The following is a 22,861-nucleotide window of genomic DNA, read 5'->3' as shown; positions in this document are numbered from 1 at the left end:
CCCTCCACTTCTATTTCTTTATTAATTTTATAGTGGCATAGAATCCACTAGTATGTTTCGTATTATCGGATAAATCTATACTTCCATTATAATCTGCAACAGTTCTGTTTATAATCCACATCCCCATACCAGTGCCAATAGTTTCTCCCATTTCATTTCTTCTATCACTTTCCATAGGCTCTAAAATTTTCTTTGGATTATTTTTATAGGCAAGAGATAAACCTTGTCCAGAATCGCTGTATTTGATAATAATTTCTTTATCTGAGGCAGATACAACAATTTTTATACTCTTATTATCTGAAAAGCAGGATTCAAAAGAACTAACACTATTAGCAATCAGATTACTAAAAATGCTTTCGATATCATAAGGAAAACATTTTAATTGTATTTCTGGTTCTTGAAATTCTAAATCTATTGAAATGTTTTTAAGTGTTTCTTTCCATGACTTCACTGTCTGTGATATCAGAAAATTTAAATCTGTTTTTTTCATAGTTCTTTTATCACGCGTTACAGAACCTATTGTTACTTTAAACCATGAATTTAATGATTCTCTCATTACATTAGCTTCATTTAAATATTTTAACCCATCTTCCAAGTTACCATCTAATTCCAATGCTTCTTTAGCCATAACAATTTTTCTGCTTAGCTTATGAGTTATATCTTTAATTTCGTGAACATAAGTATTAGTAACTATACCAGTTGTAGCTAATGTTCTTAGTAATCTATTTTCATCCTCTAAGTTTTTAATAACTGTATCTTTATGGTCTAAAGCCGTTTTAGCTTTTTCTGGATCTATATAACTTTTATCAGATCCTAATTTTTGATTACATTCACTGCTATCACCTAAAAAGTCATACTTTTCTCTAGCTGCTTTTGCTTCTTCTGCTTTCTTATTAATTTCAGCTTGTATCCTTGAGGCTTCCGTTATTTTGTCATAGCGAGCATCTAACTTACGAAAAACATATTGTCTATCTTTTTCAAATTCCTGAATTACATTAATTAAAAATTCTTTTAATAATACAAATTCCTTTGTTTCTACAATACCTTCTCTGTTGGATTGATCTGGTAATGTAATATTCATACGTGAAATAAAAATTGATCCAATTATCTGATCAGCATTAACTCTCCACGCACCTGTTTGATGAGAAGGTGCAGCAGGAGATTTGTTTTTTCTACCGGCTAATAGTAACCAGTCATAATCAGATGTTTTAGGTTCTCCATAAGGTCTCACTCTAAAACTATCTCTATATATTTTAATTCCCCCAAAAATATCCCTCTCATTATTACGATTATTAGACAATTCATAAAAATATTTTTCGGCATCTGTTTTTGAATAAGTCACTTTTTCAAAATACAAAACCCCAGAAAATTCACCTATTGTATTTTTTAACTGCTCCCCACGTTTTGGTAGCATATGTGCAAAGTTTGTTTCTATACAAATATATTCACCTTTAAAATACCGTTCATCTTCTGAAGTAAATTCAGCTTGTGTAATTATTTCATCAAATCTATCACCGAAGTCAAATTCATTTCTATGTATCTTAATATAAGTTTTTCCATCTATCAGAACATTAAATTCAACTTTATAATCATAAGAAAAAGCATTTTCAACATCTAATATATCAGCATCTTCACTAGTGTTTTGCTCATCAAAAAAATATACTTGAAATTCACTTTTCATTTCATATGGTATTAATGTTATTAAATCGTCCTTAATTTTTTTTATAACATTATCATTCCATGAGTCTCTTAAAGAAGTTAACTTAAAAATAGTTCCTGTGTTTTTAAAGTTATTTGATATTATTTTTTTTACTTCACAATTAATAACGTCATCAAGAAACTCATCTATTGATATAGTTGGTTCATATAAATCTGCTGTTACATCTGTAATATTATCACTCTTTGAAAAATCCTCCCAATCAACCTTCCAAATTAACTTTCCTTCCGTTGAAGCAGTAAACATTTCACATGTATCAGATATTCTATCTAAAGCAAACCTCCCAATTCCTTTTGCTCCAGTTTGTACTCGACCTGATTTACTAATAAATTGTTTCTTTTTTGTCGATCTCCCAATAGTCATCCAGTGTTTTATAATCACATCCTTTGTCATGCCGCAGCCATTGTCTGCGATATATAGCGAATTAGTTGTTTTTTCATAATACAAAACACAAATCGTAGCATCTGCATCATACGTATTTTTAACTAATTCAATTATGGCACCATTTAATTTTGATACATTTTCTCGTCCTATTAAACGAGCTGTATAAGCATCTACATTGAATGATATCTTTGCCATGGCAATCCCCATCCTAATCTAAAGTATATTCAAATTCCCTAATATCTCTTGCTGTAATCCTCATTGTTGTTCCATTCGCATTAATTCCTATGTCATGAATATAACTTAAAAATTCATCACTTTTCAAAATTTTCTCTGCAACTTCTAATGATAAATTTCCTTTTTGATATATGCATATTCCAGAATATGGAACTTGATTTTGAGAAATATGATGTATCTTAACCCTTTCTGTTATCAAAGTAGATAGCAATAATTTTTCTTGGTTAATATTAGTTAATGCCTGCGATCTTCCAAATTCAAACCATTTTGAATTTTCGTCTTTATCACGCTTATTCAATTTCTCAATAAAAAATTTTAAATAGTTATATGCTTCTGGAAATTTTTGCATAAACTCCAGTTCCTCATAATGCAATAAATTATCATCGCTATACGAATATGGAAAAATCAGAAACTCTTTTCTACCATATTGTAAAGAGCGTGGACTGACAGCCTCCCTTAATATATTTTTTTCAATTTTATATTTATTAACCAATATATATTCATCATACTCTTCATATTTTTTTAGTATAAACACTTCATTTAACAATGTGGCGATAGGGCATCTCACATTAAAATCCTCACCGAATTTTCTTTTTCTATTTTCCCTAGTAATGCTTTCTCTTCTAAAAATCCACTTGTTTGTCAAATTGTTTTTATGCAGTTTTATGTCTAGTCTTTTTACTTTATCTACATATAGAATGTCATTATTATGCTTTGTTCCATCACAAATAATAATAGCCGACGAAGTCAACTTATTTTCAAATAGTTTTTCTGTTGTATAATCAATTATTACTGACAAATAAGGTAACATGAAAATACGCAATCTATCTGCAAATCTATTCTTAAAAATATTATTAGGAATCAGATAAGCCAATTTTCCCCCCTTTGCTAATACTTTAATAGATTTTTCAATAAAAGCATAATAATAGTCTGGCTTACCTTCTAAACACACTACAAAGTTTTCTTTAATAAAAGATCTTGTGGTTCTGTTTAAATCTGAGTATTTTATGTAAGGCGGATTGCCGATAATAAAATCAAATTCTTCATAAATAGAACTTTTTAAAAAATCAATTTGCGCGATATTCCATATTACATTATTTATACCATATTTTTTAGCTACTCTATCTAAATTATCTATGCAATTTATTTTATGCTTTTCATCTATCTCACTTCCGTATATATCGTTTTCTAATCCATAGACTATTCTATCTATAGAAATATTTTGTTTTATGCTGTCTAATATATATCTATCAACGATTTCAACAAGAAAAGCTCCATCACCACAAGAATTTTCTAAAACCTTTTTGCCATATAAACTTTCTTTATACCCAACCTCATTTAATACCTCAATGACAATATTACGAGGAGTAAATACTTGGCACTCAACATTAATATTATCCATATATTCACTCTCCTTTATAACATACTATTTGACATACAATTTTACCTTGAATTCCTCTGATATTCAATACTTTTATTGCCTAAGTTTTATTGATTAAGTTTATATTATTAATTCATAGAGTTGCAAGTTAGGTGGTTAGTTTCTTTAAAGATCAACTATTAAGAAAATTACTATCATCTGTTCTTTAATCATTTAATTTTAAACATGATATTACGACTCGTTTATATACAAACCAGTCTTCAAATATGAGGTTATCACTTTAATGATCAATAAATTATGGATCGACTTCTTCTTTTTGTGTATTTATATTATTCAAAATATATGCACTTACTTATAATATATTTGATTGGTTTAGACGATTGGTATTATATGCAAATATGATTGATACTGTTCGTCTAAAACTGCTTAAGATTTCTGCAAAAGTACTCCATTTAACAAGGTATATAACATTCAATCTGTGTAGCAGTTGCATATATAAGGCTGAGTTCTATGTAACTCTATGCAATATCAGCAAGCTATGTGTAAAGCTTGAATAGAAACTAATAATGGCCCTTAACAGATTTATAATTACGAGTAAACCTTAACCAGTGGAAGTCTGCCCATTTTTAGCTGTTTCAAGTCATTTATGGCTTCATGGATTAAGTTTAAAGATTTATAATACAGTTTTTAATGTAAATATTACGCCGTGAATAATTTGGGTTTAAATATTGTATTTTTTATAATTCAGGTTGAATTATAAAAAAGCACAAAACTCCCCCCACAGTATATGACAGTTTTATAGTCATATACTATGAAGGGATGATATCATTCCATCTTATATCAAGAATAACCTTCCACCTGTTCTACCAAATCTAAAATAAGCTTAGAAAAGCTCTCTGCAATTTCCTCAATGTCAGTATAGTCATTATTATATCCACGCACCTTACCGCTTTCCAAGTCTATAAATACTATGCTTCCGTCACCTAAACCTCCAATCGGAAATGCCTTACCATGTTTACACTCGCTCATATACTCCTCATATGCTTCTTCAAAGAATGTATAGTTTTCCTCCAACTCCTTCAAGTTAAAAATCCATGGTTCCGCCAAATAGCAACCTCCCAGGTTAAGTAGTAGCCAACGGTACTCTAACGGTATAGATACATAATTTGATTCAAACTTCTTTATATTATCTTCAGGCTCCGGTCTGATACCATTGGTAAACACACATGCTTCGTAAGCCGCCTTGATTCTATCAAAGTGTTTTTCTAAAACAATATTACTCATTTTTACTCCTTGATGAATTTATATATGTATTTTTCAATATGCAGTATATCTCTTGTTTTTGTCAAGTACAGTCATCTTTTCCATTTCTTCATTTGTCGATTCAAGGTTGAAAAATAAAACTTCATCAGTATTGTTATTTTGTTTTTGTAGATATTGATATTCCATTATTCCAAAATCAAATCAGCGCAACTTTATCTGTAGATATTGATATTCCCGTAATCCTTTATTTATCTCTTAAAATAAGGTGTATTTTAAGGGATAAAAGCAACTATAAGGGAGAAAATCTGTTAGAAAGTTGTTTTCACAGATTTTATTACTCAATTTGCTGTCAGCAAGCATACCCCTTCAAAATGATTCGACACCTCCGTTACCTTCACTATTCTAATCATTTTACATTGAGCCAAAATATCTACCTCTATAATCTCTCTTCCATCATTATAGCAAGGAATAATCGTGACCTGGCGCTAGAATATATTTAGTACAAAACAAAATGAGATATTTCCTTATTTGTTATATAATAAACCTTAGGAGGAACTCATTATGTCAAGTAATAGAAACCATCACTCAAAGCAGTTTAAGCTGGATGCTATAAACTATCGAAATGAACATCCTGACCTTACTCAAGTTGAATGTGCCAAGAATCTTGGTATTGGTGTTAGTACACTTGCCAAATGGGAAAGTCAATTTCGTAATAATGATGGTGACATTCCCGTTCGTGGCTCAGGTAACTATCAATCTGATGATGCAAAAGAAATAGCTCGCCTTAAACATGAGCTTCGTGATGCTCAGGATGCTCTTGATGTACTAAAAAAAGCCATAAGCATTCTGGGGAAAAGTTAACTATTGCTATCTATACAGAGGTTTCTGCAAAGGTAGAGGCAACTAAAGTAAGTGGACACCGTGTCTCTACTTCCGGAATGCTTAAATTTTTAGGTGTATCTCGATTCGGATATTGTTCTTTTCTTAATAGAAAAATATCTTTTGCTATTAAGAGGAAGGAAGCTATTAAGAAGAATATCCGGCTTATTTATGATGCTTCAAAACAAAACTATGGTGCTCCTAAAATAACCAAAGAACTTCGTAAGTCAGGTGAAACTATTGCTGAGCGCACTGTAGGCAAATATATGCGTGAAATGGGTATTAAAGCCCAATGGATTAAGCCTTTTACTACCACTACCAGAGACTCTGATTTCAGTACTGAACTTACAAACATACTTGATGAACGATTTAACCCGGAACGCACTAATGCCGTATGGTGTACAGATATTACCTATATATGGACTCAAAACGGCTTTGTTTACCTTAATTGTGTTATGGACTTATTTGCCAGGAAAATAATAGCCTGGACTCTTTCTGCTACTATGGAAGTATCAACTGTTGTAGCAACCATAGATAAAGCAAAGACTTATCGTAACACCGAATCGCCTTTAATAATACATTCTGATCGCGGCAGCCAGTATGTATCAAATGCTTGGTGTGAAGCCACTAAAACTATGCAACGAAGCTATTCTCGTTGTGCCTATCCATATGATAATGCGTGCATTGAATCATTTCATTCATTTATTAAAAGAGAATGGCTAAACAGATTCAGTATTCAAGACTACAGCCACGCATATAGGCTTATATTTGAGTACATTGAAGCCTTTTATAACACGGTAAGGATTCATAGTCATTGTGATTATATGTCTCCTGACGAGTTTGAAAAGCTATATAATAAGGTACATGTTCTTCCGGCATCTTAGCCGGTAGAACCTCTCATTTTAATTTGTACTAAATCTTGACATAGGACCAACCCAATATCCTGTATTACCTAACCGTATGCTACATTTATTCTTTCTATTACCTTTTAAACGCTCAAAATGAAACGGAGGATGATTAGCAAGATCTATTAACAACTCTACATTAAGTATAAAGTTTTCTGCAGATATAAGTTTTTTACTTGCTCAGGATATTGCCACTTTTTCTTGTAGACTCTATAAAATCCTGTGGTTCTAAATCATACTCACTATTAGATGGCTATGGCAACTACTTACTATAATTCTCAATGCCAATACCGTAGTCCACAAACATCCCGTGTATATAGTTTTAATTTTATCCGCATTGCACTTTCTTTCTTGGTGCAGTAGTGTAATCATTGTGCCTAAGCATATGCGCTTCATATTGTGAACCGCTTTCTTTTTGCTATAAATTCAAGCTTTCAATATCCATTTTTCTCCCAGCAAGATAATGCTCATATACATGTTCTGCTGGCAAGAATCTGACTTTGATATCTTGAAGTCCAAGAGAAGACAACATCTCCATTGATACCTCCCCACGCGCTTCTACTTCTTTGTTCTCTGTTGGCATAAGGAAACAGTTCTTCACTGATGTGAAGCCGTGATCCTCTATAAACTTCTTATAGGCCAACTGGTATAAATACTGCTTAGTTATAGATTCGATTCCCGGTTGCCCTTTAGGCGCAATGCCTGGCTCAAGCTTTACATTATAGTATTTTGCATCGAATATTATAAACCGGTTACCTCTGATAGTAATCAAATCTGGAATGAGAGTGTCTTTAGCTTTCTCTCCTGTAATTGTCCATAATGGTTTCTCAATTAAGTCTCTCAACTTTTGATTTTTGTCATATCCTGGTTTCAATCTTTCAGGAAGTAGAATCGAACCGAGATTTGTATCAAGATTGTTATCCATGATATCCGCACAAATGCCCTCCCACACAAGATTGAAACTATTCGTCCCAAAAAGTGACAGACAATCCAAGTCATTAAGGCTTCCGCATTGAGCTATATATGCATATACTGTTTTCAACACGAGTTGCTTTCTTGTATTAAACTGAGTGTTTAGTTCCTTTTCGATGCGATAAAGGATATACTCATCTTCTCCAAAATCATCTAAGGTCTCATCCGTCAAATCAACGGGAGTAATTTCAAAGAGATCAAGTAGTTCCGCAGTTTTCAACTCTTGTGAAGCCTTAGTAAGGATGCACTCATGTAATCTCTTGAAATAATCGAAATCATCGGTTATTCGCTTTTTAGTTTGCAGATCCGTATAGAAAGGCCTATCGTTTGAAATTAGTGTAAATGTCTCATTGATGGTTTTATCCCACAGTATCTCACCAGATCCGTTACTTTCAATGATATCCTCTGTATTACTGTAAACCCCATTCTCGTAGAAATCTGAAAGCAAGAAAAGTAAGACAGCAATCAGATTAAATGTACTGCTTTCGCTACTGTCATTGAACATACGAACTATCTGTTCTTTTGTATTGTACTTTTCTAAAACCTTTATTACTTGTCGTAGTTCATCCTTTGGAGCTTCATTATTAAGCAGATATTTGGGATAGCATTTCAACACACGCCCCGCAACAACTATGACCCCAACAAATGTAAACACATAGAGATATTCATCTTCTCCCACTTCAACGTCCGCAACTTCGATATCTTCGTCAAGAAGATCTGACATATCTCTCTGTACATCTGATGCTTTAACAGCCTTTAGAACACCAAACTCTTTTATTTTTCTTATACGCTTAACCGTTTCCTCTTCTGAACACTCCAAAATCTCACAAAGATCCTTTTGCGTATATCTTTTCTGCTCTCTTACGAATTTAGAGATCATAAGCTAAGACCTCCTTATTCTTCAGATTTGTACATATCATTTTCATCAAGCTCGATGCTATTCGTAACAAGATCCACTACCTCAACCTGGTTTTGAATTGCTGCATTAAAGATGCCAATGCCTTGCTCATCAAATCCCTTACAGATTTCAGAGTATCTTGTTTTATCTCCCCTGTATCCTTCAAACAATCTGTTCCTTTTCTGCTTTGCAGCATCATCAAAAAGATACATGAGAACCTTATGCTTAAAAACGTCACAGAATCTCTTGCTATCCATCTTATCACCATTTTGGGGAACGACAATATCTCTCGAAATGAAATATGGTCCGAGTTGCTTGTCCTCATTTATTTTCTCCGAAGCAAGATAATCATTAATAGCCTTTCTAAGAGAGTTCCATTCTATATGCTGCTTTTCTATAGAACCAACTTCAACATACTTTCCTTGAATATCCTCATCACTGTCATTTATGCCAAGATAAGTGAAATCCCATCTTCTTTTGAATGCCGTATCCATAGGAAATACACCTTGATCGGCACTATTCATAGTAGCCCAAATAAACATATTATCCGGTATACGGATTTTAGAGTAATCGCTTGGAACTCCGCCAAGTTCTTTGGCAAGATATGCCTTTATATCCTCTGATGCCTGGATTGGGTATTCGCTCACATTTCCTTCCATATCAAGAAGCTGGAATATGTCACCAAAAACTGCTGCAACATTTGCACGATTAATTTCCTCAATAATGAGGAGATACGGCTTTGTCAAATCTTCTCTGCTGTTTTTTAGTGCATTAACATATACTCGCATGAAAGGGCCTGGAACATAAGCGTAAGTAATTGTATCCTTGCCTTCACTATCAATACTTGGAACTGGCTTATATGTACCTACGAAATTTGCATACGAGTAGTCTGGATGAAATGTAACCCGCTCATAATCAGTCTCGTTATCTGAACCGAGAAGTTCCTTTCTCTCTTTATTAATTGTGAAGCTCTTTCCTGTTCCAGGAGCACCGAAAACGATTCTGTTGCGTGCAAATTTAGATTGATATCCAGTACTAAATCTGATAGATGAAATTTCGATTTCAGTCTCTGCATCGTCCTGGTCTTTAATGTATGTACCATTTAATAAATTGGCAATAGCTGCCCTATAATCATTCATTGTCCAAACGGACATAGCTGTCATTAAAGAATGATGGAGTGAATATGAAATCTCTGACCTTTGAATATTCTTTTTTAGCCAAACGACCTTACGTGAATTCTTATAATCTAAGCTCTGATCATCTCCGATTGCGTCATCGTAATAATAATCCGACTCAATCTTTCCAATGTGGAATACATTTCCATCAGCGAATACAACATAGTCTCCAATTTGCATGTCATTAACGAATCGCCAAACTTGACCCACATTTTGTCCTTGCGCTCTTGATTTTGCTTCAGGCCATTCTTTAGCAAAAATATCTGCCAGCTCTTCTTTAGTTGAAACAGAAGATAAATCTCCAAGAACTGACCAACCTATGCAAATATGTGGATTTTCTTCTGATAAAGCTGTATTCTTTTCTTTAATGTGAATACCAAACAGGTTATGATTCAAAACATCACTTGAGATATCCTCATCTTCTTCAGTTTTGGAATTATTTGAATTCCGCATAATGTAATAATGATCAAGCGGTTCATCCGATAATAAGAAACATGTTTGAACGCCAGAACCAGAATAAAGTGTCTGTATTTGTCCTGCCGCTTTTAAATCCGCTGCCGATTTTTGAATTACACTGTTGAAAAGAATCGATTTGAAATCGTTATTATATTTCATCATAGAGTAAAATCCACTTTGATTATCTTCAACATCAGTCTGGTTATACTCAAGCTCTATTTTTTTACCTTCAAAAAACCATTTGTCGGCAAATGGCTTTAGGTTAAATCGGTCAATAAAAATCTTTACTACCTCTTCTTCAGTACACTCTCTTTCAAATCCATTCCTTCTTAAGAAGAAAACTGAACAGGCTGTTAAATCAATTTTGGTCTTTATATAGCGCCTAAAAAAAGTGGTAACCCAATCTTTAGCGAATATAATATAACTTGACTTAACATTATCAAACGAATCTCTGGGAGTCTTATCAAAAACCATACTCAATTGCTTTCGCAGCAAGGTGCCATTAATTGTGTAATTTAGGTTTTCTTCAATCTCCTTGTCAAGGCAGCTAAGAATACATAACAGGCCTCCCACTTTTGCATCTAAATAAGAAATTTGCTTATTAGCTTGCGCTATTGTCTCAGATGTAAAAAAATACATAGTTATTTACCCTCCACTACGAGATGTTCAATTAAGTTCTTTACAATCTCCGTCAGAACTGGTACAGATACAGAATTACCAAACTGTTTATAGCCTTGTGCGTCTGAAACAGGAATCATAAATTCATCCGGAAATCCTTGTAGTCTTGCAGACTCACGAACTGACAGCTTTCTTTCTATATCCCATAATTTTGGTGTTCTATTAGCTATAATTGTTGAGGCATACGATTCCAGACATGAATAAAAAGCTTCTTGTATTTGCGTTTTAGCTGGATCTCCAACATGGAATCGTAAGCTTCCATCGGGCTTTTGGAATGAGTAAACACCGTACTTTCCCTTTTTAGTTTTAGGGGCATACTTTGAATTGTCGTGTTTTACCCTTATTTCATCCGCATGAGCAAAATGATACTTTATTCGATCTAACTCAAATTTAGGAAGTTTCAGCGATGAATTGTTATTAGCTAAATCAATAATATCTCTTAAGGTAGCACCACTATTTGTGCCCTCTGGAAATACAAAATCAGTATTCTTCTTAAATCCAACACAATACCAACGTTCCCTCTTTTGCGGTAGTCCAAAGTCCAAAGAACTCAGAATACATTCATGTATATCGTAACCAAGTTCATCTTTTAAGATACTACGAATGGTTTCAATAGTTTTTCCTTTATCATGAGAAACTATACCCTTAACATTTTCTAAGAAAAACGCCTGTGGCTCTCGTGCTTTTAGTATTTCACATACATCAAAGAATAAAGTTCCTTTGGTCTTATCCTTGAACCCAAGTTTTTGACCAGAATAACTAAATGGCTGACATGGAAATCCTGCACACAATACATCAAACTTCTCTGGAATAAGTGCCTTTGTTTCAGGCTTTGTTATATCTCCAAATGGTACCTCTCCATAATTTTCAAAATATGTTTGTTTTGCAGCATCATCCCACTCTGATGAGAATACACAGCGACCTCCGTTGTTTTGCATTGCCAAGCGGAATCCGCCTATGCCAGCGAATAAATCAATAAAAGTGAACTCAGATTTGCTTGCTGGAAATGGTACATCAAACGCCTTATTAAATTTATCAGCTGAAGGCAAATTATCAACATTAACTCCATGTTCTAATAAAAGTTTTCTATACTCGTTTGCTTCTACACTTCCATTTGATTGAATGTAATGACTAACCAAGGCGTAAGCCTCATCAAACTCCTTATTGGATAAATACGGTAAGAGCTTATGATAATTTGGGTTTTTGTTGGTAGATGTCGGTTTACCCATTAATTTATTCCTTTCCTAACACCATTTAGTACAATAATACAAAATGATGAGTTTTTTTGTTATTTTTTTATATGCTGTCCGCTCTAAGCTCCATTGCATATTAGAACGTGTAGTGAGCTAAAACTGCCAAACACGATTATACTTCAAGCTAATCAATTATCCTGCATTTAGTCAATATATAATTTCTTCTCTAATATCAAAATCGATATTATTCTTTTTGCAATACTCGTCTATTAATTTCATTGTTTTCAGATTTGGTTTCGCCTTCCTCGTTTCCCATCGATTAATTGTGGCATAAGAAACACCGATTTCTTTTGCAAAATCTTCCTGAGTTAGCAATGCCATTCGCCTTATCTTTTTTATATCTTCCGAAAAACTCATATCTAAAACCCTTTCAATCATATTGTTGACTTTTATATATCATCAATATATCATTTTACCATATTTTCTCTTACATTTTAATGACACCATAGAAAGTTTACAAATGACAGCATTACTATCGTCTCAACGACCTAAAATCCACACAAACAACAATTCTGTAGTTTCAATAGCGAAAATCAGCAGTTTTATAGTTACAGAATAAAAAAATTGTGTGTATATCTTTGTTTTCATCAGGACTAAAAGAGGTTTAGAGGGTAGTCAAATATTAACACATAACCTCTAAACCCTTTGATTTCAAGCCTTTTCAGCAACTTTACTTTTCCACTCGTGACATCAAACAGACGCACTCCGCATGCTTAGTATGACAAAAGCAATCAAACACCATCCCCTTCTCAAACCCATACCTCTGCCTCTTAAAGCTTTCCAGATCCCTTGCCAGTGTTTCCGGATTGCATGAAACATACACAACCTTCTTTGGCTTTAATCTGCCGACCGCAGCTATAAACTCCTCTGTAGAGCCTGTTCTTGGGGGATCAAGGATCACCACATCTATCTTTTCCCCGGCTGCTGCCAAATCATTTATAAATGCTGTTGCATCTGCATTATAAAATTTCACATTCTTTATATTATTTATCTTGGCATTGGTGATGGCATCTTTGTGGGCATCCTTATTTAGCTCCACTGATATAACTTCTTTAACAGATTTTGAAGCTATAAGCCCTATAGTTCCTATACCTGAATAGGCGTCAAGTAATACTTCATCTCCCTTTAATCCGGCGTACTCTATTGCCTGAGAATACAGCTTCTCTGTCTGATCTCTGTTTACCTGATAAAATGACTTTGGTGAAATCTTAAATGTAAGGCCGCATAGTTCATCTGTGATATAGCCTTTACCATACATCACTATTTCTCTGTCACCAAGTACCATGCTGGTGTTTTTATTGTTTACATTCTGAACTATGGTAGTTATCTCGGGATGCTCTCCCCTTAGTACCTTTATAAAGGCATTCTTATTTGGGAATATTACATTTGAGGTCACCAAAACCACCATGATCTGACCGCTTTTCTTTCCTACGCGTATCAGTACATGGCGTAAAAATCCGAAGCCACTGTCTTCGTCATATGCCTTTATTTTAAATGAAACACACATTTTCTTGATGGTCTGTATGATACTTCCTGCCTTCTCATCTTCAATCAAACAGTTTTTTGTATCTACCACTCTATGTGAGTTCTTTTCATAAGTTCCGGCTATTATTTTCTTGTTTTCAAAGCCGAAAACCGCACTTACTTTGTTCCTATAATGATAGGGATTGCTCATTGAGACAATCCCGTCAAATTTACCGTATTTTTTTATCAAAGAATTTGCTTTATCAAGTTTTTCCTTGACATGCTTTTCATATGAACTGTTTATATAATCGCAGCCGCCACATTTTTTGGCGACTGCGCATTTTAGCTCCTTTGAAGCTTTTATATTTCTTTTGTTAATTCCTTCAGCCATGCTTTCTCTTCTTCATCAAGTCCATAAGATATAGCCTCATAGACTTCTCTCTGATATTTATTATAATATTCAATATCCTTCTTTGTCATCACTTCAACAAGTAACGGCTCGCTGTCAATAGGTGCCTTGGTAAGACTTTCAAATCCGAGGAAACCTTCCTGTTTTTCTATAACATTCATCAAAATTTCCATTCTGATACCATGCTTGCCGCTTATATATACTCCGGGCTCGTCACTCATTATCATACCCGGTTCAAACTCAAGATTTCTGAATAAATCTTTGTTTATCTTATTTCTTATAGAGGTAGGTGCCTCATGTACTGTATTTACAAAGCCTACTCCATGTCCTGTACCGTGATTATAATCAAGCCCGTACTCCCAAAGTGCTTCTCTCGCCTTTATATCAAGGCATACGCCTATGGCTCCTCTTTTAAATGTAGTGTTTAAAAGTCTCAGCATACCGATCGTTACCAGAGTATAATTAAGCTTCTCTTCATAAGTATTTTCTCCAAGAGAAATTGTTCTGGTTACATCTGTAGTACCGTCCTTATATGTAGCACCTGAATCAAACAGGTAAAGTCCCTTTGCTCCAAGTGTCTTTGCAGTCTCATACTCAGCCTCATAGTGAACTATTGCACCGTTCTCTGCATATCCTGATATGGTAGGGAAGCTTAAATCAAGGAAGAGTTCATCTCCTTTTCTTAGATTGTCAAGATAATCTGATGCCGTCTTTTCTGTAAGCTTGGCACCGTTTTTTATCTGCTTTTTTATCCAATACATATACTTAGCCATATATACACCGTCTCTAATATGGGATTTCTTCATATTTGAAACCTCAACATCATTTTTGATATTTTTCAGATATGTTACAGGGCTTAATACACTGTAAAGTTTATTTGCATTTTCTTTTTTGCTTATTGAGATAAATGTCTTATAGCTGACATCCGCCTCATCAAACATTATCTGTTTATTTTTAATACCTGCCACAGTTTCATCAAAACTGTCATATGGCTTTATATCTATTCCGTTCTTAGCCAGATATGTTCTTACCTCATCACTGAGCGCCTCATCCTGAATAAATAATGTAGCCTTGTCGCTTTCAAGTATAAAATAAGATAGGAAAAGCGGATTACATTTTATATCAAAGGCTCTCAGATTAGTCAGCCATGCAATGTCTGAAAGTGATGATACTATCAAAAGATCTCTTCCCTTCATTCTTTCTCTTACTTCACTTATCTTTTTTTCCGCCGACTTTCCTGCATACTTTTCATCCAAAATAAACACTTTTGTATGTGGTCTTTTCGGTCTGTCGGTCCATACTTCATCAGTGATCTCTTTTCCTATTGCAAGTTTAACTCCGTTTTTTACAACCTTACTTGCAATAACCTTTCCCTCTGAAAAGCTAAGAAGTGATCCATTAAAGCCGAGCACTTCGTCTTTTTTCATCTTTTCTTCCAAAAGCTCATCAAGATTAGGTACTCCCGGCTCTCCCATTTTCATAAGAGTAATGCCTGAACCTTCAAGTTCATTTCCTGCCTGCAAAAAATATCTTCCGTCAGTCCAAAGAAAGGCCTCTTCCTTCATTACGAGAAGTGTACCTGCACTTCCTGTAAAACCGCTAAGAAATCTCCTGCATTTGTCATATTCTGTAGGATATTCGCTTTGATGTGCATCAGAAGAAGGGGATATCCATGCGTCTATCCCCTCTCTTTGCATTACTTTTCTTAAATCAACAATTGTCTGTTTCATAATGCTCCTTTTGTAAAAGCCCTGTATAATATAAGTTTATCAAATCGCTACAAAACGAGCCGATAATCTTATTTACAGAGCTGTTACTTCTATAATATTAAGTATTTATAAAGCCAAATTTTACCAATGCATTGAAGACTCCGTCATCTGCTATATTTTCGGTGACATAATCTGCATATTGTTTTAGTTCCTCTATTGAATTTCCCATTGCTATACCCAGTCCCGATTCCTCCAAGATTTCCTTATCATTCATGGAATCTCCGAATGAAACCGTATCTGTTAAATCAACACTGAAGTAATTACACAAGCGTTTTAGTCCTTCCGCCTTGCTTGCAACCTTTTCTACAACATCTGCTCCGAACATTCCGGCAAAGAGCGGAAGTTTCAAAGTGGGAAATTTCTTTTCTATATCCTTTGCACATTCAACCGGTCCTATATAAGTCAATGTTCTTATAGGCAGGTCAAATAATTCTTCAGCCGGATAAAACTTTCTGAAGTGCTGTCCCCATCTTTTAAAATCATATGCATCAATTATATGAGGATTGAAAAAATAATCCTTATCTTCAAGGGTAAGCCCTATAGAGCATTCCTTGCCTTCTACATATTTTGCCAGCCCTCTTAAAACATTCTTATCAAAGAAATGTTCAAAGATTTTTTCTTCTCCCACCTTTACCAAGGTACCGTTAAGACCGATCACAGCATCAGGCTTTACTATATCAACAAATTGCCTGCTGTCGCTGTTTTCCGGATTTCTACCTGTCGCAAGGACTATGATATGCCCCTGCTCTCTTAAGCTTTCTATAGCTAAAAGAGCAGATGGGGTTATCTTATAATCTTCATGATTAAGCAATGTCATATCAATATCAAAACTGAAAATCTTTTTATTTTGCATTATCCAACCTTAATTTACTCAAATGCCAAATATCTCTTACATATTCTTCTATTGTTCTGTCAGATGAGAACTTACCTACATTTGCAGTCTGAGTAAGCGCCATCTTTGCCCATCTCTTCTTGTCTCTGTAAGCTCTGTCAACCTCTTCATGAGCCGCAGCATAACTTCTGAAGTCTTTAAGAATAAAATATGTATCGGCTCTGTCATGACCGTTACTCTTTAAGAGTGAATCATAGATCTCTCTAAACTCCTCAGTATTGTTTGGAGAATAGAATCCGTTTACAAGCTGCATAAGTACTGTTCTGATCTCGCTGTCACTGTTAAAAATAACCATCGGATCGTACTCATGATTCTTCTCATATGCAATAACTTCATCTGAAGAAAGTCCGAAGATAAATGCGTTCTCATGACCAACTTCTTCAACTATCTCAACATTGGCACCGTCCATAGTTCCTATAGTAGGCGCACCGTTAAGCATGAATTTCATATTTCCTGTACCTGAAGCCTCTTTACTTGCAGTAGATATCTGTTCACTGACATCGGCCGCAGCAAAGATTATCTCAGCATTTGATACCTTATAATCCTCAATAAATACAACCTTTATCTTATCATTTATGCTCTTGTCGTTATTGATTACATCAGCAATGGAGTTTATAAGCTTAATCGTCTGCTTTGCTCTTTTATATCCTGCCGCCGCCTTGGCACCGAATATAAATGTTCTCGGATACATATCGAAGTTATCATCATTTTTAAGCTTATTATAAAGATACATTACATGTAAAATATTTAAAAGCTGTCGTTTATACTCATGTAATCTCTTTACCTGTACATCAAAGATAGAGTCGGGATCTATTTCTATCCCGTTATGCTCCTTGATATACTTAACAAGTCTAAGTTTATTCTGATATTTGATATCCATAAACTCATTAAGAGCGTTCTCATCATCCAGATAATTCTTAAGACCTGATAAAAGCGGTAAATCAGTAATAAACTTATCTGTTCCAAGCTTCTTTGTAATCCAATCGGTCAAGAGCGGATTGGCATGAGCAAGGAACCTTCTTTGAGTAATACCGTTTGTCTTATTATTAAACTTCTCAGGCATCATCTCGTAGAAATCTTTCAGCTCCTGATGTTCCAAAATTTCGGTATGAAGTCTTGCAACACCGTTTACAGAAAATCCTGCTACAATAGCCATATAAGCCATTCTTACCTGGCCGTTATAGAGTATTGCCATGTTCTTTTCTTTTTCCGCAAAATTATGTGGGTACCTTGCTCTTATCTGCTCTACAAATCTTCTGTTTATCTCATCTACGATTTGATAAACTCTTGGAAGAAGTGATTTAAACAGATCGATAGGCCACTTCTCAAGTGCCTCCGCCATTATTGTATGGTTGGTATATGCCATACATTCTGTAGTTATCTTCCAAGCATCATCCCAGCTTAATCCTTCCTCATCCAAGAGAAGTCTCATAAGTTCAGGTATCGCTACTGTAGGGTGAGTATCGTTTAACTGGAATACCACCTTCTTCGGTAAATCATGTATATCGCTGTGATTTTCTTTAAACTTGTCAAGCGCTCTTTGAAGACTGGCTGAAATAAAGAAATACTGCTGCTTTAATCTAAGTTCTTTACCTGCATAGTGATTATCATTCGGATAAAGTACCTCTACCAATGTCTTTGCAAGGTTTTCCTGTTCGAGAGCTTTTTGATAATCCCCCTTATCAAACTGCTCAAGACTGAAGTTTGTAATAGCCTCGGCATCCCAGATACGAAGCGTGTTTACCATTCCGTTCTCATATCCGAGTACAGGCATATCATAAGGAATTGCTCTTACAGAACCGTAGTTTTCCTGTATAAACTTCTCCTTACCGTCCACATTCTCTACTCTTACATTTCCACCGAATTTTACAATATATGAATATTCGCTTCTCTTTATTTCAAAAGGATATCCGTTTTTAATCCAGTTATCCGGAACTTCCTTTTGATATCCGTTCTCTATCTTTTGCTTAAACATACCGTAGCGGTATCTGATACCGCAACCGTATGCAGGATAATTAAGAGTTGCAAGAGAATCAAGAAAGCATGCGGCAAGTCTTCCAAGACCGCCGTTTCCAAGAGCAGGGTCACTCTCCTGATCCTCTATATCTGTCAGGTCAAATCCAAGCTCATTTAAAACTTGTGCAACCTCTTTTCTTGCACCGAGATTTATTATATTGTTGCCAAGTGCTCTACCTATCAAAAACTCCATTGATAAATAGTAAAGAATTTTTGCATCCTGAGCGTCATAAGCCTTATGTGTTGCTATCCACTCATCTATGATAGTGTCTTTTATGGCGTAGGAAAGAGCATAGAAAACCTGCTCTTTACTCGCCTCGTCTATAGTCTTTCTGTATAATACCTTTACATTATCCTCTATAGCTTTTTTTAATTCCTTAGCGTTCATCATCGTAAGTATATCTAACCTTTCTTACTCACTCCAAGGGATGTATTCTCTCCGTTCAAGTTCCAATCCTTAGTGTATCCCTCTACATTGTTATATACTATCTCATCTGCCAATGTGTCGTTCTTGATCACTGCTTCATTTTTCTTTATTATTTCAGCAATTCTCTCATTACCGGTCTGTGAAAGCACGATATGATCAACCACCTCAAATCCCGCTTCCTTTCTCATAGTCTGAATTTTTGAAATAAGTTCTCTTACAAAACCTTCTTCAATAAGCTCTTCGCTAAGTCTTATATCAAGTACAACAGTAGTCTTATTGTCTGCCTCAGTTACAAAGTCATCATTCTTTGCAGTTTCGATAAGCAGATCTTCTCTTGAAAGACTTACCTTCTCACCGTCAAACTCAAAGTCTACACTACCTGTTTCATTCAAAGACTTCATCGCCGCATGTCCGTCAAGTGAAGCGAGTGCCTCTCTTATCTTTCCTAAGAGCTTACCGTACTTCGGTCCGACAGTCTTTAACTGCGGCTTAAATGAGTAGCTTACAAATTCTTCCACATCATCCTTAAACTCTACAGCCTTGACATTCAGCTCATCCTCTATAATCTCCACATAGAAAGGATCAAGTACAGTCTCAGCCTTAACATACATATTTCCGATAGGCTGACGGTTCTTTATATTAGCTGAGTTTCTTGCGGCTCTTCCAAGTACTACTATGTCAAGCACCTCGTCCATGCTTACCTCAAGATCCTTGTCGATAAACTCTTCGTTGACAGCCGGGAAGTCTGTTAAGTGGATACTTTCAGGAGCATTCTTATCTACGCTTCTTACAAGATTTTGATAAATCTCTTCAGTCATAAAAGGTATCATCGGTGCAGCTATCTTTGAAAGAGTTATAAGAGCTGTATAAAGTGTCATATAAGCATTTACCTTATCCTGCTCCATTCCCTTTGCCCAGAATCTCTCTCTACATCTTCTTACATACCAGTTACTCATATCATCTGTGAAACTCTGTAGTGCTCTTGCAGTCTCTGTTATCTTATAGTTATTTAAATAGTCGTCAACTGTCTTTACCAATGTATTAAGCTTTGATAAAAGCCATTTATCCATTACGCTAAGCTTGTCATACTCCAAACTGTACTTTGTAGGATCAAAGCTGTCGATATCTGCATAAAGTACATAGAATGCATAAGTATTCCAAAGTGTACCGAGGAATTTTCTTTGTCCTTCCTCAACCGCCTTGTCATGGAATCTGTTTGGAAGCCATGGTGCCGAATTTACATAGAAATACCATCTGATAGCATCCGCACCGAACTTGTTAAGTGCATCCATAGGATCTACGGCATTTCCCTTTGACTTACTCATCTTTTGACCGTCTTCATCCTGTACATGTCCCATAACAATAACATTCTTATACGGTGCTTTATTAAATATAAGTGTAGATATGGCAAGAAGTGAATAGAACCAACCTCTTGTCTGGTCTACAGCCTCTGAAATAAAGTCGGCCGGGAATTGTGCCTCAAACTTCTCATGATTTTCAAAAGGATAATGATGCTGTGCAAAAGGCATAGATCCTGAATCAAACCACGCATCAAGTACTTCAGGAGTTCTTCTCATCTCCTTACCGCACTCCGGACAGGTGATTGTCACAGCGTCAATATAAGGTCTGTGAAGTTCTATATTGTCAGGACAATTCTTTGACATAGACTTTAACTCTTCAATACTTCCGATACTGTGCATATGTCCGCAGTCACAAATCCATACGTTAAGAGGTGTTCCCCAATATCTGTTTCTTGATACCGCCCAGTCCTGAATATTCTCAAGCCAATCTCCGAATCTTCCCTTTCCGATACTCTCAGGAATCCAGTTGATTGTATTATTATTTCTTATTATATCTTCTTTAACTGCAGTCATCTTGATATACCAAGACTCTCTTGCATAGTAGATAAGCGGTGTATTACATCTCCAGCAATGTGGATAGCTATGCTCAAATACAGGTGCATCAAAGAGCTTTCCGTTCTCTTCAAGATCTTTTAATACAAGCTTGTCCGCATCCTTTACAAATACGCCTTCCCACTTTGTTTCCTTTGTAAGATTACCCTGTGCATCTACAAATTGAACAAAAGGAAGATCATAGTTTCTGCCTATTCTTGAGTCGTCATCACCGAATGCCGGTGCTATATGTACTATACCTGTACCATCTGTCAAAGTGACATAGCTGTCACATACTACAAACCATGCTTTCCCCTTTACATTGAGTCCACCCCAAAGCGGCTCATACTCAATTCCTTCAAGATCCTTACCCTTATAAGTCTCAAGAACAGTATAGTCCTCTTTTAAAACCGTTTCAACCAATGCACTTGCTAAAATATAAGTATAATCTCCCTGCTTTACTTTAACATAATCTTCGTCAGGATTTACACAAAGAGCCACATTACTTGGTAAGGTCCAAGGTGTAGTGGTCCAAGCCAGGAAGTAAACATCTTCATCCTTTTTCTTAAATCTTACAATAGCAGATCTTTCTTTTACATCCTTATACCCTTGTGCCACCTCATGGCTTGAAAGCGGTGTTCCACATCTTGGGCAGTACGGCACTACTTTAAATCCCTTATAAAGGAGTCCCTTATCCCAAATCTGCTTTAGAGCCCACCACTCAGACTCAATATATGAGTTATGATATGTAACATACGGATCGTTCATATCAGCCCAGAAACCTATAACATCTGAGAATTCCTCCCACATACCCTTATATTTCCAAACCGACTCTTTACACTTCTCAATAAAAGGTGCGACACCGTATTTTTCTATCTGCTCTTTTCCGTTAATTCCAAGCTCTTTTTCAACTTCTATCTCTACCGGAAGTCCATGTGTATCCCAGCCGGCTTTTCTCGGAACCTTATAGCCCTTCATAGTTCTGTATCTTGGAATCATATCCTTGATAACTCTGGTTAAGGCATGTCCTATATGTGGCTTTCCGTTTGCTGTCGGCGGTCCGTCATAGAACATATATGTGGGAGCATCTTTTCTATCCTCAATACTCTTCTCAAAAATTCGGTTCTCACGCCAAAACTTTTCAACTTCTCTTTCTCTCTCTACAAATTTAAGGTCTGTAGGCACTTTCTTATACATAAAAAATCCTTTCTTTGTAAGATGATTATAAAAAAAGCCTGCCCTGTAACAGGACAAGCCAAAACTTATATACCACCTTTACAACATACTATCATATGTGTTCCTATAACGGGGAAACCGGCACATCTTACTCTTAATTCAGATTGCAACTCAGGAGTGATTTTCATCCATCGCTCCGTATCGGTCTTACACCGTCACCGACTCGCTGAAACTTCTGCCAAGGATTACTCTCTCCGTCTTCGTTTTTTATTTTATAACCGGTTAATATTATAATCACTTGTAGATATTATGTCAATGGCACAAAGGCTCAAATCCCCCTAAATAAGCCAAATTAGAGTAAAGGCACAATAAAATTAGTCCAAATATAACTTACCGGCATCGCAATAGCCAAAGCAGGTATCATATCTCCTGTAAGAATTTCGGTATACATATTAGTTATATCCTCCATTCCATTTTTTCTGAATAATAAACAGAAATTTTTGTCTAAAATCCGTGTTTTTGTAACCTAAATTTTTTATAAATATATTGGCTTTGTTTTTTATTTATTATTTTCTTTCTTTATATTTTTTTTATATTTTTTCCATATTATAGACACAATTA

At 35.3% G+C, this 22,861-nt stretch carries 14 protein-coding genes and 1 pseudogene; 3 read left to right on the top strand and 12 right to left on the bottom strand.

Going from position 1 to position 22,861, the window contains the following annotated elements:
* Positions 1-10 precede the first annotated feature (10 nt).
* Both EHV10_RS10290 and EHV10_RS10285 read right to left on the bottom strand, forming a co-directional pair.
* The gene (locus EHV10_RS10290) at positions 11-2,296 is read right to left on the bottom strand and encodes a sensor histidine kinase (RefSeq protein ID WP_128674577.1); all 2,286 of its coding nucleotides are present in this window, start codon (positions 2,294-2,296) and stop codon (positions 11-13) included.
* A gap of 13 nt (positions 2,297-2,309) precedes the next feature.
* The gene (locus EHV10_RS10285) at positions 2,310-3,737 is read right to left on the bottom strand and encodes an Eco57I restriction-modification methylase domain-containing protein (protein WP_128674576.1); all 1,428 of its coding nucleotides are present in this window, start codon (positions 3,735-3,737) and stop codon (positions 2,310-2,312) included.
* Positions 3,738-4,051: 314 nt separating this feature from the next.
* On the opposite strand from EHV10_RS10285, the pseudogene EHV10_RS10280 reads away from it, so the two are divergent.
* Positions 4,052-4,273: pseudogene (locus EHV10_RS10280) on the top strand (transposase); the annotation flags it as partial.
* Between the two features lie 283 nt (positions 4,274-4,556).
* Here EHV10_RS10280 and EHV10_RS10275 read toward each other — a convergent pair.
* A complete protein-coding gene (locus EHV10_RS10275) occupies positions 4,557-5,000 on the bottom strand; it encodes an SMI1/KNR4 family protein (RefSeq protein ID WP_128674575.1) in 444 nt (147 codons plus the stop codon).
* Between the two features lie 540 nt (positions 5,001-5,540).
* Between EHV10_RS10275 and EHV10_RS10270 the strand changes: the two genes are divergently transcribed.
* Both EHV10_RS10270 and EHV10_RS10265 read left to right on the top strand, forming a co-directional pair.
* Complete coding sequence (locus EHV10_RS10270; protein WP_128674574.1) at positions 5,541-5,840, top strand: transposase; 300 nt, start codon at positions 5,541-5,543, stop codon at positions 5,838-5,840.
* A gap of 2 nt (positions 5,841-5,842) precedes the next feature.
* Complete coding sequence (locus EHV10_RS10265) at positions 5,843-6,742, top strand: IS3 family transposase (protein WP_207667153.1); 900 nt, start codon at positions 5,843-5,845, stop codon at positions 6,740-6,742.
* A 439-nt stretch (positions 6,743-7,181) separates the two neighbouring features.
* Here EHV10_RS10265 and EHV10_RS10260 read toward each other — a convergent pair whose 3' ends face one another.
* The 9 genes from EHV10_RS10260 to ileS all read right to left on the bottom strand — a co-directional run bounded on the left by EHV10_RS10260 (position 7,182) and on the right by ileS (position 22,261).
* Positions 7,182-8,615: an LlaJI family restriction endonuclease gene (locus tag EHV10_RS10260; protein ID WP_128674572.1), complete on the bottom strand. Its 1,434-nt coding sequence runs from the start codon at positions 8,613-8,615 to the stop codon at positions 7,182-7,184.
* Positions 8,616-8,629: 14 nt separating this feature from the next.
* A complete protein-coding gene (locus tag EHV10_RS10255; RefSeq protein ID WP_128674571.1) occupies positions 8,630-10,903 on the bottom strand; it encodes an AAA family ATPase in 2,274 nt (757 codons plus the stop codon).
* Between the two features lie 2 nt (positions 10,904-10,905).
* Positions 10,906-12,171, bottom strand: a complete 1,266-nt coding sequence (locus EHV10_RS10250; RefSeq protein ID WP_128674570.1) for a DNA cytosine methyltransferase — start codon at positions 12,169-12,171, stop codon at positions 10,906-10,908.
* A gap of 171 nt (positions 12,172-12,342) precedes the next feature.
* Positions 12,343-12,552 carry a helix-turn-helix domain-containing protein gene (locus EHV10_RS10245; protein ID WP_128674569.1) on the bottom strand — a complete coding sequence of 70 codons (210 nt, stop codon included), beginning with the start codon at positions 12,550-12,552 and terminating at the stop codon, positions 12,343-12,345.
* A gap of 313 nt (positions 12,553-12,865) precedes the next feature.
* Positions 12,866-14,050, bottom strand: a complete 1,185-nt coding sequence (gene rlmD / locus EHV10_RS10240; RefSeq protein WP_128674568.1) for a 23S rRNA (uracil(1939)-C(5))-methyltransferase RlmD — start codon at positions 14,048-14,050, stop codon at positions 12,866-12,868.
* Positions 14,020-15,798 carry an aminopeptidase P family protein gene (locus EHV10_RS10235; protein WP_128674567.1) on the bottom strand — a complete coding sequence of 593 codons (1,779 nt, stop codon included), beginning with the start codon at positions 15,796-15,798 and terminating at the stop codon, positions 14,020-14,022. The genes rlmD and EHV10_RS10235 overlap by 31 nt, the downstream gene beginning before the upstream one ends.
* A gap of 97 nt (positions 15,799-15,895) precedes the next feature.
* Entirely contained in the window at positions 15,896-16,690 is a 795-nt protein-coding gene (locus EHV10_RS10230) for an HAD family hydrolase (RefSeq protein ID WP_128674566.1), read from the bottom strand.
* Complete coding sequence (locus tag EHV10_RS10225) at positions 16,680-19,136, bottom strand: glycogen/starch/alpha-glucan phosphorylase (protein ID WP_128674565.1); 2,457 nt, start codon at positions 19,134-19,136, stop codon at positions 16,680-16,682. The genes EHV10_RS10230 and EHV10_RS10225 overlap by 11 nt, the downstream gene beginning before the upstream one ends.
* A gap of 11 nt (positions 19,137-19,147) precedes the next feature.
* On the bottom strand, positions 19,148-22,261 hold the full coding sequence (gene ileS / locus EHV10_RS10220) for an isoleucine--tRNA ligase (RefSeq protein WP_128674564.1): 3,114 nt from the start codon (positions 22,259-22,261) through the stop codon (positions 19,148-19,150).
* Positions 22,262-22,861: the final 600 nt, after the last annotated feature.

The organism is Lachnoanaerobaculum gingivalis (assembly GCF_003862475.1).
GTDB classification, from domain to species: domain Bacteria; phylum Bacillota; class Clostridia; order Lachnospirales; family Lachnospiraceae; genus Lachnoanaerobaculum; species Lachnoanaerobaculum gingivalis.
Note: the sequence above shows the minus strand (reverse complement) of the source record. Positions and strands in the feature narration are given on the sequence as shown.